The organism is Streptomyces sp. NPDC046805 (genome assembly GCF_040645355.1).
Classification (GTDB): domain Bacteria; phylum Actinomycetota; class Actinomycetes; order Streptomycetales; family Streptomycetaceae; genus Streptomyces.
Map to the genome: position 1 here is coordinate 253,120 of NZ_JBEYYC010000002.1, position 12,819 is coordinate 265,938.

General features: G+C 71.4%; 12 protein-coding genes. 5 read left to right on the forward strand and 7 right to left on the reverse strand.

From position 1 onward, the window contains the following. Positions 1–281 precede the first annotated feature (281 nt). The 4 genes from ABZ910_RS03930 (at position 282) to ABZ910_RS03945 (ending at position 5,091) form a co-directional block, all read left to right on the forward strand. The gene (locus tag ABZ910_RS03930) at positions 282–1,607 is read left to right on the forward strand and encodes a DUF2252 domain-containing protein (protein WP_361358739.1); all 1,326 of its coding nucleotides are present in this window, start codon (positions 282–284) and stop codon (positions 1,605–1,607) included. A gap of 79 nt (positions 1,608–1,686) precedes the next feature. Beyond that, positions 1,687–2,382, forward strand: coding sequence for a hypothetical protein (locus tag ABZ910_RS03935; protein WP_361358742.1), 696 nt, complete (start codon positions 1,687–1,689; stop codon positions 2,380–2,382). 87 nt (positions 2,383–2,469) lie between these two features. After that, the gene (locus tag ABZ910_RS03940; RefSeq protein ID WP_361358745.1) at positions 2,470–3,312 is read left to right on the forward strand and encodes a DsbA family protein; all 843 of its coding nucleotides are present in this window, start codon (positions 2,470–2,472) and stop codon (positions 3,310–3,312) included. 108 nt (positions 3,313–3,420) lie between these two features. Next, positions 3,421–5,091 (forward strand): alkaline phosphatase D family protein, encoded by a 1,671-nt coding sequence (locus ABZ910_RS03945; RefSeq protein WP_361358748.1) that lies wholly within the window; start codon positions 3,421–3,423, stop codon positions 5,089–5,091. Between the two features lie 18 nt (positions 5,092–5,109). Here the strand turns inward: ABZ910_RS03945 and ABZ910_RS03950 are convergent, their stop codons facing one another. Then, positions 5,110–5,679, reverse strand: a complete 570-nt coding sequence (locus ABZ910_RS03950; RefSeq protein ID WP_361358750.1) for a dienelactone hydrolase family protein — start codon at positions 5,677–5,679, stop codon at positions 5,110–5,112. Between the two features lie 105 nt (positions 5,680–5,784). Here ABZ910_RS03950 and ABZ910_RS03955 point away from each other — a divergent pair, with 105 nt between their 5' ends. Beyond that, positions 5,785–6,891 (forward strand): mechanosensitive ion channel domain-containing protein, encoded by a 1,107-nt coding sequence (locus ABZ910_RS03955; RefSeq protein WP_361358753.1) that lies wholly within the window; start codon positions 5,785–5,787, stop codon positions 6,889–6,891. A 3-nt stretch (positions 6,892–6,894) separates the two neighbouring features. Here ABZ910_RS03955 and ABZ910_RS03960 read toward each other — a convergent pair whose 3' ends face one another. The 6 genes from ABZ910_RS03960 to ABZ910_RS03985 all read right to left on the reverse strand — a co-directional run bounded on the left by ABZ910_RS03960 (position 6,895) and on the right by ABZ910_RS03985 (position 12,810). Next, positions 6,895–7,638 carry an SDR family oxidoreductase gene (locus tag ABZ910_RS03960; protein ID WP_361358756.1) on the reverse strand — a complete coding sequence of 248 codons (744 nt, stop codon included), beginning with the start codon at positions 7,636–7,638 and terminating at the stop codon, positions 6,895–6,897. Between the two features lie 181 nt (positions 7,639–7,819). Further along, positions 7,820–9,406 (reverse strand): Na+/H+ antiporter, encoded by a 1,587-nt coding sequence (locus ABZ910_RS03965; protein WP_361358759.1) that lies wholly within the window; start codon positions 9,404–9,406, stop codon positions 7,820–7,822. An 88-nt stretch (positions 9,407–9,494) separates the two neighbouring features. Beyond that, complete coding sequence (locus ABZ910_RS03970; protein ID WP_361358762.1) at positions 9,495–9,962, reverse strand: GNAT family N-acetyltransferase; 468 nt, start codon at positions 9,960–9,962, stop codon at positions 9,495–9,497. Beyond that, positions 9,959–10,903 (reverse strand): RluA family pseudouridine synthase, encoded by a 945-nt coding sequence (locus ABZ910_RS03975; protein ID WP_361358765.1) that lies wholly within the window; start codon positions 10,901–10,903, stop codon positions 9,959–9,961. The genes ABZ910_RS03970 and ABZ910_RS03975 overlap by 4 nt, the downstream gene beginning before the upstream one ends. Before the next feature lie 43 nt (positions 10,904–10,946). After that, entirely contained in the window at positions 10,947–11,552 is a 606-nt protein-coding gene (gene lspA / locus ABZ910_RS03980; RefSeq protein ID WP_361358768.1) for a signal peptidase II, read from the reverse strand. Between the two features lie 67 nt (positions 11,553–11,619). After that, complete coding sequence (locus ABZ910_RS03985; protein ID WP_361358771.1) at positions 11,620–12,810, reverse strand: TraR/DksA family transcriptional regulator; 1,191 nt, start codon at positions 12,808–12,810, stop codon at positions 11,620–11,622. Positions 12,811–12,819: the final 9 nt, after the last annotated feature.

Genomic DNA, 12,819 nt, shown 5'->3' on the forward strand with positions numbered 1-12,819 from the left:
AAATGAGCAAGGGCGGCGCGTAGCGCCTCGTTGAGGGGCGGTGGTCGGGTGACGGCGGGCGGTCGGGGGGACAGCGACGAAGTCTATGCCCCGGCACTGACAGCGGGACGGATCCCGCGGCGCGAAGCGCCTCCGCGAGGGGCGGTCGTCCGGCGGCGGGCGGGATTCCTCGCGTACCTTCGTCCGCGGGCCCGGGCACTTGTGCGTATGGTCGCCCGTTGGACACGGCAGAAATGCCCCCGTCCCGTTCCTGCACGAACAGCACCAGGAGGCACCCAGCGATGCCGCTCCCCCAGCTCAGCGACGAGCAGCGCGGCGAGGAGATCCTCGCCGTCTTCGACACCGCCTTCGGCCGGCTTCTGGCCGCCGACCCCGCCGCGTTCCACGTGAAGTTCCGCAAGATGGCGGCGTCGGCCTTCGCGTTCTACCGGGGCACGGCCTGCCTCTTCTACCACGACCTGGACGCGGAGCGGCGCGGGGGACCGTACCTGGACGAGCGCACCTCGCGCGTGTGGATCCACGGCGATCTGCACGCGGAGAACTTCGGCACGTACATGGACTCGAACGGCCGCCTGGTCTTCAACGTCAACGACTTCGACGAGGCGTACGTCGGCCCGTTCACCTGGGACCTGAAGCGCTTCGCCGCCTCCGTCGCCCTCATCGGGTACGCGAAGGCGCTCAGCGACGAGCAGATCAGCGACCTGGTGCGGGTGTACGCGGGCGCGTACCGCGAGCGCATCCACGCCCTGGCCACCGGCGCCAAGAGCGACGAGGTGCCGCCGTTCACGCTGGACACCGCGCGCGGGCCGCTCCTGGACGCGCTGCGCGACGCCCGCTCCCTGACCCGCTTCGGACTGCTGGACTCGATGACCGAGATCCGGGACTTCGAGCGCCGCTTCGCGCCCGGGGCCGGCTCCATCGAGCTGGACGCGGCCACCCGCTACAAGGTCCTGGCCGCCTTCGACGGCTACCTGGAGACGCTCCCGGAGACCTCCCTGGCCCACCCGGACTCGTACCGGGTCAAGGACGTCGTCGGCCGGCGCGGGATCGGCATCGGCTCGGCGGGCCTGCCGTCGTACAACATCCTGCTGGAGGGCCACAGCGACGCCCTCGAGAACGATGTCGTGATCTACATCAAGCAGGCCCAGACCCCGGCCGTCTCCCGGCACATCACGGACCCGGCGATCCGCGACTACTTCCAGCACGAGGGCCACCGCACGGTGATCTCCCAGCGGGCCCTGCAGGCGCACGCCGACCCGTGGCTGGGCTGGACCGAGCTGGACGGGGCCGGCCAGCTGGTCGCCGAGATCTCGCCGTACGCCGTGGACCTGGACTGGAGCGACATCGACGACCCGGAGGAGATCGCGGCCGTCGTCGCCGACCTGGGCCGCGCCACGGCCACGATGCACGCGGCGGCGGACACCACCTCCGGCGAGTCGCTGGTGCCGTTCTCCACGGAGCGGGCCATCGACGCGGCGATCGCGGCCGACGAGGACGGCCTCGCGGACCTGCTGACCGAGTTCGCGCACAGCTACGGCGCACGCGCGCGTGCCGACCACCAGATCTTCGTGGACCTGTTCCGCAACGGCCGGATTCCGGGGCTCTGACCGGCCGTCGTCGCCCCCCGGGGCTCACAGGGACCCTTTAAGGGTCCCTTACCGGACCACGTGACAGACTCTCCCCGCTATGGACATATCCGGGACCCGCATCAGAGCGCTTCGCGCGGCGCTGTTCACGGCACTCGTCGTGACGCTCGGCACCGCGTCGCACGTGCTGCTGTCGCGGGTCCCGCTGCCGTTGAACACGGTGGCCGCGGTCGCCGCCGCCGTGTTCGCGGTCTCCTTCGCGCTGGCCGGCCGCGAGCGCCGCTTCGGGCCGATCGCCGCACTGCTGGTCCCGCTGGAGCTGGCCGCCGACACGGTCTTCACCACCGGCCAGCACCTCTGCTACGGCCGGGCGGGCGGCCCGGTCGCGGGACCGCTGCGTTCCGTCGGCTGGGACGTGCTCTGCGGCAGCCACACCCAGGTCGGCACGCCGCTGGCCCGCGCGACCGGCACCGACATCGACCGCCTCGCGGCGCCGCTCGCCCATGCCGACCCGGCCACCGCGTGGCTCCTGCTCGCGGCCCACGTCGGCGTCGGCCTGCTCGCCGCCGCCTGGCTGCGCCGCGGCGAGCGGGCGCTGGCCCAGCTGCTGACGGCCGCCGCCGCGACGACGTTCCGCCCGCTGCTGCTGGCGGTCGCCGCGGTCTCGGCCCGCCCGGCCGCCGCGCCGGTACGGCGCCTGCCGCGCCCCCGCCGCCGGGCGACCGCCGCCCGCGACCCGATCTTCGTCTACTCCCTGGGACGGCGTGGACCGCCGTGCTCGGTCGCCGTGCCCTGAGCGACACCCTTCGGGCACCCGAGCACCCTCAGTCCCCACACCTATCCCGCGTACGACATGTGCGCGTCCCCCAGGGAGATCACCACCATGAGTCAGCGGAACAGCCAGGCGGCGAAGACGGCGGCCCGCGAGCGGCTGCGCGCGGAGCGCGAGCGGCAGGCCAAGCGCGACAAGGTCAAGCGGCAGGCCGTCGTGGCCGGCGCGATCGTGGCCGTACTGGCCGCGGCGGGCGGCATCGGCTACTTCGTCGTGCAGGCCAACAAGCCCAGCCACTGGGAGAGCCTGAAGAACGCCAAGGTCGTGGCCCCGGCCCACACCTCGGGCGCGAACGGCACCACCGTCGTCATCGGCAAGGACACCGCCAAGAAGACCCTGAAGGTCTACGAGGACCCGCGCTGCCCGATCTGCGCCCAGTTCGAGCAGACCGTCGGCGCGACCGTGAAGAAGGACATCGACGACGGCAAGTTCAAGATCCAGTACATCGGTGGCACCTTCCTCGACGGCGACTCGCTCGGCAAGGGCAAGATCGGTACGCGAGGCGAGGGCTCCAAGAACGCGATGAGCGCCATGGGCGCCGCGCTGAACGTCAGCCCGGAGGCCTTCCTCGAGTACAAGACCGCGCTGTACTCGGCGAAGTGGCACCCGGAGGAGACGGACGACAAGTTCAAGGACGACGCCTACCTCATCAAGGTCGCGGACACGGTGCCGGCGCTCAAGAACAACACGACGTTCCAGAACGCGGTGAAGAAGGGCACGTACGACGCCTGGGCTCTGGCGATGTCGAAGACCTTCGACACCAACAAGGACGGCGTGACGGGCACCCCGAGCTTCGTCATGGACGGCAAGATGCTCACGACCAACAGCCAGGGCAACCCGCCCATGACGGTCGCCGACTTCAACACCGCGATACAGAAGGCCCTGAATTCGTAGTTCCACGTCGCCGACGGGAACGCGGAGTGCCCCGGACCTGGTTCAGGTCCGGGGCACTTTCGTCAACTCGTACCCAGCCGCTGGTACCGATCAGTAACCTGATCGCTCGTGACCAGTCGAGACAGATCATTCGAGGCGTTCCGGCGCCCCAACTCCCGTACGCCCAGCCGTCGTACGGTCGTCAAGGCCGCGGCCGCCGGTGCCGTTCTGGGTGGGCCGCTCGTCGCCGCGCTTCCGGCCCGGGCGGACGCGGGCGCCCCCTCCTTTCTGCACGGTGTCGCCTCCGGTGACCCGCTTCCGGACGGTGTCCTGCTGTGGACCCGGGTAACCCCCACCCCCGAGGCGATACCCGGTTCCGGGGTCGGTCCGGACACCGAGGTGAGCTGGGTCGTCGCCACGGACAAGGCGCTCGGGAACGTCGTCGCCCAGGGCTCCACCACCGCGACGGCCGCCTCCGACCACACCGTCAAGGCCGACATCCGCGCTCTGGCCCCGGCCACCGACTACTGGTTCCGCTTCTCGGCCGGCGGCACCGACTCCCCGGTGGCGCACACCCGCACCGCGCCGGCGGCGGACGCGACGGTGCCGAACCTCCGTTTCGGCGTGGTCTCCTGCGCCAACTGGGAGGCGGGCTACTTCTCCTCGTACCGCTATCTCGCCTCCCGCGGCGACCTCGACGCGTGGCTGCACCTCGGCGACTACATCTACGAGTACCGGTCCGGCGAGTACGGCACCCGCGGCACGGTCGTACGCCCGCACACCCCGACCCACGAGATCATCACGCTCGCCGACTACCGTGCCCGGCACGGCCGGTACAAGACCGACCCGGACCTGCAGGCCCTGCACCTCACGGCGCCGGTCGTCGCCATCTGGGACGACCACGAGTTCGCCGACAACGCGTGGTCGGGCGGCGCGGTCAACCACACCGAGGGCGCCGAGGGCACCTGGACGGCGCGTCAGGCGGCCGCCAAGCAGGCCTACTTCGAGTGGATGCCGGTCCGCCCGGCGATCGCGGGCACCACCTACCGCCGGCTGCGCTTCGGCAAGCTGGCCGACCTGTCCCTGCTGGACCTGCGCTCCTTCCGCTCCCAGCAGGCGGCCACAGGCAGCGGCGCGGTCGACGACCCGGACCGTACGATCACGGGCCGTGCGCAACTCGACTGGATGAAGGCCGGGTTGGCGTCCTCCGACACCACCTGGCGCCTGGTCGGCAACTCGGTGATGATCTCGCCGGTCGCCCTCGGCTCCCTCACCGCCGATCTGCTCCGGCCGCTCGCCGAGCTGCTCGGTCTGCCGAAGGAAGGCCTGGCCCTCAACACCGACCAGTGGGACGGCTACACCGACGACCGCCGCGAGCTGCTGGACCACCTGCGCTCCCACGCCATCGGCAACACCGTCTTCCTGACCGGTGACATCCACATGGCGTGGGCCAACGACGTGCCGGTGGACGCGGGGACCTACCCGCTGTCCGCGTCGGCGGCCACCGAGTTCGTGGTCACGTCGGTGACCTCCGACAACCTCGACGACATGGCGAACCTCCCCGAGGGCCGTGTCTCCGCGACCGCCTCGCCGGCCATCCGCGCCGCCAACCGGCACGTCCACTGGGTCGACACCGACCGGCACGGCCACGGCATCCTGGACATCACCGCCGACCGGGCGCAGATGGACTACTACGTGGTGTCCGACCGCACGAACCCGAATGCGACCTCGTCCTGGGCGCGTTCGTACCGCACGCGCAGCGGCACGCAGAAGGTCGAGCAGACCTACGACCCCGTGTGACCGCCCGCCCTCCGGGGCCTACAAGCTGTCGAGGAAGCCGAGCGCCACCCGCCAGGTGGCCTCGGCGGCCTCCTCGTCGTAGTCCGGCGAGTCGGGGTCGGTGTAGAGGTGGCCGGCCCCGGCGTACCGGTGGACCTCCATGTCGGCGCCCGTCCTGCCCATCTGCAGGTACCAGGTGTTCAGCCAGTCGTCCGTCTCGTACGGGTCGGGGTCGGCCACGTGCAGCTGGACCGGCAGATTGTCCGCGGAGGCGTTCGGTGCGATGTCCGACGTGCCGTGCAGGAGCAGCAGCCCGCGCGCCTTGTCGTCGCCGAGGGCCAGGGTCTGCGCGATGGAGGCGCCGAGCGAGAACCCGGCGTACACCAGCCCCCGCTCGGAGTACGGCGCCGCCGCCAGGACGGCCCGCTTCAGCAGCTCGTCCTTGCCGAGCTCCTCCTGGAAGGCCATGCCCTCCTCGGCCGTCTCGAAGGTACGCCCCTCGAAGAGGTCCGGTGTCCACACCTCGTGCCCCGCCTCCCGCAAGCGGTCCGCGGCCTGGCGCACGGCGGGGGTGAGGCCGCCTGACGAGTGAAAGAGCATGATGTTCATGAGGCCATGGTGCCAGCCGGGTACGACCGCACTCGGCCGCGACCGTCCTCATGTCGATCCGGGCGTCACATGTTCATGAACGCCGGAGTTGGTTACGTTCTCTCTATGGAGAACCTCATCCGCCCACTGATCGTGGTCGGCGGGGCCGTTGTCCTGACGCTCATTATCGGGTGGGGAACGGACCTGCTGCTGCGCAAGGCCGACGAACGCCATAACGAGACACCCTTGTGGGGCCTGCTGCGCCGCGCCCGGATCCCGTACCAACTGGTTCTGTGCGCAGCCTTGTTGAGAGGCTCGTACAACGAGGCGGAGCTGTTCGAGGAGCATCGGATCGGCATCGGCCGGACGCTGACCCTGGTGCTGATCGGGTCCGCTGCCTGGCTGGTGGTCCGGATCGCCGCTGCGATCGTCGAGACGTCGTACTCCCGCTACGCCCGCGCCCATCGCGACCCGGCCCGGGTCCGCCGGGTGCACACCCAGGTGTCGCTGATCAAGCGCGTGGTGACGGCCGTCGTCGCCGTGGTGGCCGCGGCGTCGATGCTGCTGACGTTCCCGGCGATGCGCGCGGCCGGCGCCTCGCTGCTGGCCTCGGCCGGCATCCTGGGCATCGTCGCCGGCGTCGCCGCACAGGCCACGCTGTCCAATGTGTTCGCCGGACTGCAGATCGCCTTCGGCGACTTGGTGCGGCTCGGCGACACGGTGGTGGTGGACGGCGAGTGGGGCACCGTCGAGGAGATCACCCTGACGTTCCTCACTGTGCGGACCTGGGACGAGCGCCGGATCACGATGCCGGTGTCGTACTTCACCTCCAAACCCTTCGAGAACTGGTCGCGCGGCACCCCGCAGATGACCGGCGTCGTCTTCTGGCACCTCGACCACTCGGCTCCCGTCGAGGCGATGCGCGAGCGGCTGCGCGACATCCTGCGCGAGTGCCCGGCCTGGGACGGCCGCGACTACGCCCTCGCGGTCGTCGACTCGACGCCGAACACCCTCCAGATCCGCGCCCTGGTGACCGCCAAGGACTCGGCCGACGTCTGGACGGTACGGGTCACGGTCCGCGAGCAGATGATCCGCTGGCTGTGCGCGGAACACCCGTACGCGCTACCGCGGGTGAACACGGCGGAGGCGGTCCTGCCGTCCGGTGGCATCCCGTCCCAGGACGGTACGGAGTCGCGGCGCGCGCGCGAATCGCCGGGTACGGGCCGGGGGTGACGGTCAACGGCCGCGCTCGGCGCCCCCGTTGACCTGGACGACCTGCGAGGTGATGTGCCCGGCCGCCGGGGAGGCCAGCCAGTGCAGCGTGCCGGCGACGTCCCCCGGCGTACCGGCGCGGCCGTTGAGCGTCTCGGCTATGAGCCGCTCCCGCCGCGTCTCCTGCATGCCGCCGCTCCCGAAGAATTCCGTGTCCTCGACATAACCGGGCGCCACCACGTTCACGGTGATCCCCCGCGGCCCCAACTCCCGGGCGAGCTCGTGGGCATAGGGGTGCAGGGCCGCCTTGGCGGCCGCGTAGGCCACGCTGCCCGAGCCCCGGTAGGCGGCGATGGAGCTCAGGAACAGCACCCGGCCGCCGGGCTCGGCGAGCCGCTCCTTCAGGGCCTCCGTGAGGAGCACGGCGGTCAGGGTGTTGAGCCGGAAGGCGACGGTCCAGTCGTGTGCGACGGTAGCGAGGGGGTCGTCCGCCCCGGCCTCGGGTTCGAGGTTCCCCGAACCCCCGGCGCTGTGGACGAGCACGTCCACGGCCCCGAGCTCCTCGGCGACGAACCGGGCGACGCCTCGCACGGCCCCCGGATCGCTGAGGTCGGCGGCATAGGTGAGCGCCCCCGGCACCTTGGCCTTCTCCAGCACCTCCGCACGCCGCCCGAGCAGCAGCACCCGATCGCCCTCCCCCGCGAAGAGGTGTGCCGTCGCCAGGCCGATTCCCGTACCGCCACCACTGATCACAATGTTGCGTGTCATGATCCGAGACTACGACCGGGCCGTCGGCCGGGCCTGCGGTTGTCCACAGCCGCCGTCCGCTTGTATGACCGCGAGTGTCCGCGGGCCTGGGCTTCTCTGCCTCTCTGCCCCTGCGGGCCTGGGTGTCCACGACCCTGCGGGCCTGGGTGTCCATGGCTGCGCAAGCCCCGGCGGGCGTCACTCAGCGCAGGCTCCGCACGTCCAGATGCCGGAGCACCCGGTCCACGATCTCCGGATCCGCCCCCGGTTCGTTCCGCGCCGCCAGCACCGCGTGCCGCGCGGCGCTCAGCATCTCCCCCTGGATGCGCCGGTCCCGTTTGAGCCGGCGTACCCGCTTCTCGTGTCCCTCCCGGCGCTCTTCCTCGCCGAACGCCGGACTGATCCGCATCCCGATGTCGAAGGACCTCCGCAGCATCTGCTCGGACAGCTCCTCGGGCAGCTCCTCCGCCGCCTCGATCTCCCGCAGCCGCAGCTTCGCCGCCTTCGCCGCCCGCACCGCGAGCTCCTTCTCGAATTCCTTCTCCCGCTCCGTGTCCGCCCGCACCCCCAGCCGCTTCACCAGCCACGGCAGGGTCAGCCCCTGCAGCACCAGCGTCGCGATGATCACCGAGAACGCGATGAACACGATCTCGTCCCGCTTGGGGAAGGGCTCCCCCGCACGGGTCGTGAGCGGAATGGCGAGCGCCAGCGCCACCGACGCCACCCCCCTCATCCCGGCCCACCACATGACGACCGTCTCCCGCCAGCTCATCGGGATGTCCTCGTCACGGTCCCGCTTCGCGTGCAGCCGCTGGGCCAGCGTGGCGGCCGGCACCAGCCACAGCAGTCGTACGACCACGACCACGCCCACGACCGCGGCCGCCTGACCGAGCAGCTCCCCCCACCGGCCGGACGCCGTCCGGGTCGCGCTGTACAGTTCGAGCCCGATCAGCCCGAACGCCACCCCGGTGACGAGCGTCTCGATGATCTCCCAGAAGGCGTGGCCGGCGAGCCGAGTCATCACGTCGTCGGGGTCGGCGGCGTACTCGGCGAGGAACAGCGCCGTGGTGAGGACCGCCAGCACGCCGGAGCCGTGCAGGTCCTCGGCGAGCACGTACGACGCGTAGGGCACGAGCAGGCTCAGCCCGATCTGCAGCGTCGCGTCCCCGAGGACGTCCAGCAGCTGGTTCGCGCCCCAGCCCAGCACGAGCCCCACGGCGACCGCGACCACGGCGGAGAGGACGAGGTCGAGGCCGGCCCGCCACGGGGAGAAGCTGCCGCTGACGACGGCGGCGATCGCCACGTGGTACAGCACGATGGCCGTGACGTCGTTGAACAGCCCCTCGCCCTCCAGGATCGACACCAGCCGGCGCGGCAGCCCGAGCTGGCCGGCGACGGCGGTGGCGGCGACCGGGTCGGGCGGCGCGATCAGCGCGCCCAGCGCCACGGCGGCGGCGATCGGCAGCCCGGGCACGATCGCGTGGGCCACCGCGGCCACGCAGAACGTGGTGACGAACACCAGGGCCACGGCCAGCAGGAAGATGGGCCGCTTGTTGGCCGCGAACTGCCGCCAGGAGGTGCGCCGTACGGCCGCGTACAGCAGCGGCGGGAGCAGCGCGGGCAGGATCAGCTCCGGCGGGATGTGCACGTTCGGCACGAAGTCGAGCACCGCCAGGACGATCCCGAGCAGCGTCATGAGCACCGGCGCCGGCAGCCCGAACCGGTCCCCGATCGGGACACTCAGCACGGCCCCGAGCAGCAGCACGAACAACAGGCCCAACTGATCCACGGCCGGTACTCCGGGAGTCGACGACGATCACACGGCGGGCCTCAAGCCTGCCATGTGACCTGCCGCACCGGCCCTTTCGGCGCCCCGGCTACAGTGCGCGCCGCATCGCCCGGTGCGGCATCCCCGCGTCCGGGAACTCCGGGCCGTACGCCTCGTAGCCCAGCCGCTCGTAGAAACCCAGCGCGTGCGTCTGGGCGTGCAGGTCGACCGCCGCGAGCCCACGCGCGCGTGCCGCCTCCTCGATGGCACGCACGAGCGCGACGCCCACGCCCAGTCCGCGCGCCTCCCGCGTGACCGCGAGCCGCCCCAGCGAGCCCACGGACGGATCCCCGCCGGTCTTGGCCGCGGCCTCCTCGCCGTACAGCAGCCGCCCGGTGCCGAGGGGCGTGCCGTCCTCGCGGACCGCCAGCACATGTACGGCGACGGCGTCGTACTCGTCGTACTCGAGGTCCTGCGGGACGCCCTGCTCGACGACGAAGACCTCCTTGCGCACCGTGAAGCACGCCTCGCGGTCGGCGAGGTCCTCGGCGACGCGCACCACGTAGGGGGCGCTCACCCGTAGGTCTCCTCGCGGACCTGGTCCAGGGCCTTCTGCAGGTCCTCCGGGTAGTCGCTCTCGAACTCGACCCACTCGCCGGTCCCCGGGTGCTCGAAACCGAGTCGTACGGCGTGCAGCCACTGGCGGAGCAGGTGGAGCCGCTTGGCCAGCGTCGGGTCGGCGCCGTAGGTCAGGTCGCCGACGCACGGGTGGCGGTGGGCGGCCATGTGGACGCGGATCTGGTGGGTGCGGCCCGTCTCCAGCTTCACGTCGAGCAGGGAGGCGGCGCGGAAGGCCTCGATGAGGTCGTAGTGGGTCACGGAGGGCTTGCCGTCGGCCGTGACCGCCCACTTGTAGTCGTGCTGGGGGTGGCGGCCGATGGGGGCGTCGATGGTGCCGCTGGTCGGGTCCGGGTGGCCCTGGACGAGCGTGTGGTAGCGCTTGTCGACCGTGCGCTCCTTGAACTGGCGCTTCAGCGACGTGTACGCGCGCTCGGACTTGGCGACCACCATCAGACCGGACGTGCCGACGTCGAGGCGGTGCACGATGCCCTGGCGCTCGGCGGCGCCGGAGGTGGAGATCCGGTAGCCGGCGGCGGCGAGGCCGCCGATGACGGTGGGACCGCTCCAGCCCGGCGACGGGTGGGCCGCGACGCCGACCGGCTTGACGATCACGACCACGTCATCGTCGTCGTAGACGATCTCCATGCCCTCGACCGGCTCGGCGACCACCTGGACGGGCGCGGGCGCCTGGGGCATCTCGACCTCGAGCCAGGCACCGCCGTGCACCCGCTCGGACTTGCCGACCACCGTGCCGTCGACCTGGACCTTGCCGGCCGCGGCCAGCTCCGCCGCCTTGGTGCGGGAGAAGCCGAACATGCGCGAGATGGCGGCGTCGACGCGCTCGCCCTCCAGGCCGTCGGGCACGGGCAGGGTACGGATCTCGGGAATCGTGCTCACCCGACGAGTATGACGGACGGGTCGGACAGCGCCGTCAGCGCCGTCAGTCCTTGTGGACGGTGCCGTCCGGGTCCAGGCCGCGGAAGGACAGCAGCACGATCAGGATGCCGCCGCACACGATCGCCGAGTCGGCCAGGTTGAACACCGCGAATCCCCGGGGCGCGATGAAGTCGACGACCTCGCCCTCGAAGACCCCCGGGGAACGGAAGATCCGGTCGGTGAGGTTGCCGAGCGCACCGCCGAGCAGCAGGCCGAGCGCGATCGCCCAGGGCAGGCTGTAGAGCTTGCGGGCCAGCCGGATGATCACCACGATCACGGCGGCCGCGATCACGGTGAAAATGATCGTGAAGGCCTGCCCGAAGCCGAAGGCCGCACCCGGGTTGCGGATGGCGTTGAGCTCCAGCCAGTCGTTGACGAGCGGGATCGGCGCGTGGTGCTCCAGCTTCGCGACCACGATCATCTTGCTGATCAGGTCGAGGGCGAACGCGAAGACGGCCACCGCGAACAGCACGGCGATCCGGCGCTTGCCCCGGGGGCGCGCGACCGCGGTCTCTCGCTCGCCCGCCCCGGACGCGCCGGCCGCTGCCGGCTTCTCGCCACTGTCGTCCGGGGTGTCCGGCGTACCGATGATGCGCTCCGCCTCTGCCACGTGAGTCCCTCAACCTAGGTGCCTGACTGGGCACGAGACTACGGCACGCCCCCGGCACCCCATGTGCTCAGGAGCGACGTTCCTGCTTCTGCTTGCACTCCACGCACAGTGTGGCCCGCGGGAAGGCCTGCATACGGGCCTTTCCGATGGGGTTGCCGCAGTTCTCGCACAGGCCGTAGGTGCCGGTGTCCAGCCGCTGGAGGGCACGCTCGGTCTGGACGAGCATCTCGCGCGCGTTGGCGGCCAGCGCCATCTCGTGCTCGCGCGTGATGTTCTTGGACCCGGTGTCCGCCTCGTCGTCGCCGGCACCGCCCCCGGAGTCCCTCATCAGGCCCACGAGGGACGCCTCGGACGAGCTGATCTCGGCGCGCAGCCGCTCCCCCTCGGACAGCAGCTCCGCGCGCGCCTCCTCGACCTCCTCCGGCGTCCACGGGTCCTCGCCCGGGCGCACCGCCAGCTCGCCGGGCTCCGCCGCCGCGCCGAGCCGGGCCTTGGGGACGGCGGTCTTCGCCGCCGTGGCCGTGCCAGGAGTCTTCTTCGCAACCACCGTCGTGGCTCCCGTCTGCTTCGCGGCCCTCGCCGCGCCCGCTTTCTTGGCCGTGCTCTTCTTGGCCGTGCTCTTGCTGGGAGTGCTTTTCCTGGGAGTGCTCTTCTTGGCGGGGGCCTTCGTGCCCCCGGCCTCTGCGCTCGCCGTCTTCTCCGCGGTCGCGGTCTTCTTCGCGTTCGCGCGCGTGGCGGCTGTCTTCTTGGCCGGTGCCTTGCTTTCGGCCGCCTTCTTTGCGGCGGTCTTCTTAGTGGTCTTCTTGGCCACCGTCCTCTTGGCGGCGGTCTTCTCGGCGGCCCGCTCCTTCGCTGCTCCCGCGGCTTCCTCCGTGGCCGCGGCCCCCTTCTTCGAAGGGGCCGCCTTTCCCGGCTCCGCGGCCCTCGTCGCAGCCGCCTTCGCCTTGGTCGTCTTCGCCGTCTTCGTGGTCTTCGTGGCCTTCGTCGCCTTGTTCGCCGCCGTACGCCCGTCGGCCACGCTGCTGCCGTTCACCCCGTCACCACCGACTTCCTTAGTGCCGACGGCCTTCCCCGCCGTGGCCCCGGCGGCAGCCGTCCGCACCGTCTTCGCCGGCGTCGCCGCATGCGCGGCCCGCCGCGCCGGCGTCCCCTGCGTGCTCTTCTTCCCCCCGGAACCCTTGGCCGCACCGCCGGAGGCAAGCACGCTCCCGGACCTGCCGGACGCCGACTGCTGTACGGCCGTCTTCTTCGCCACCATGGCCGCGGC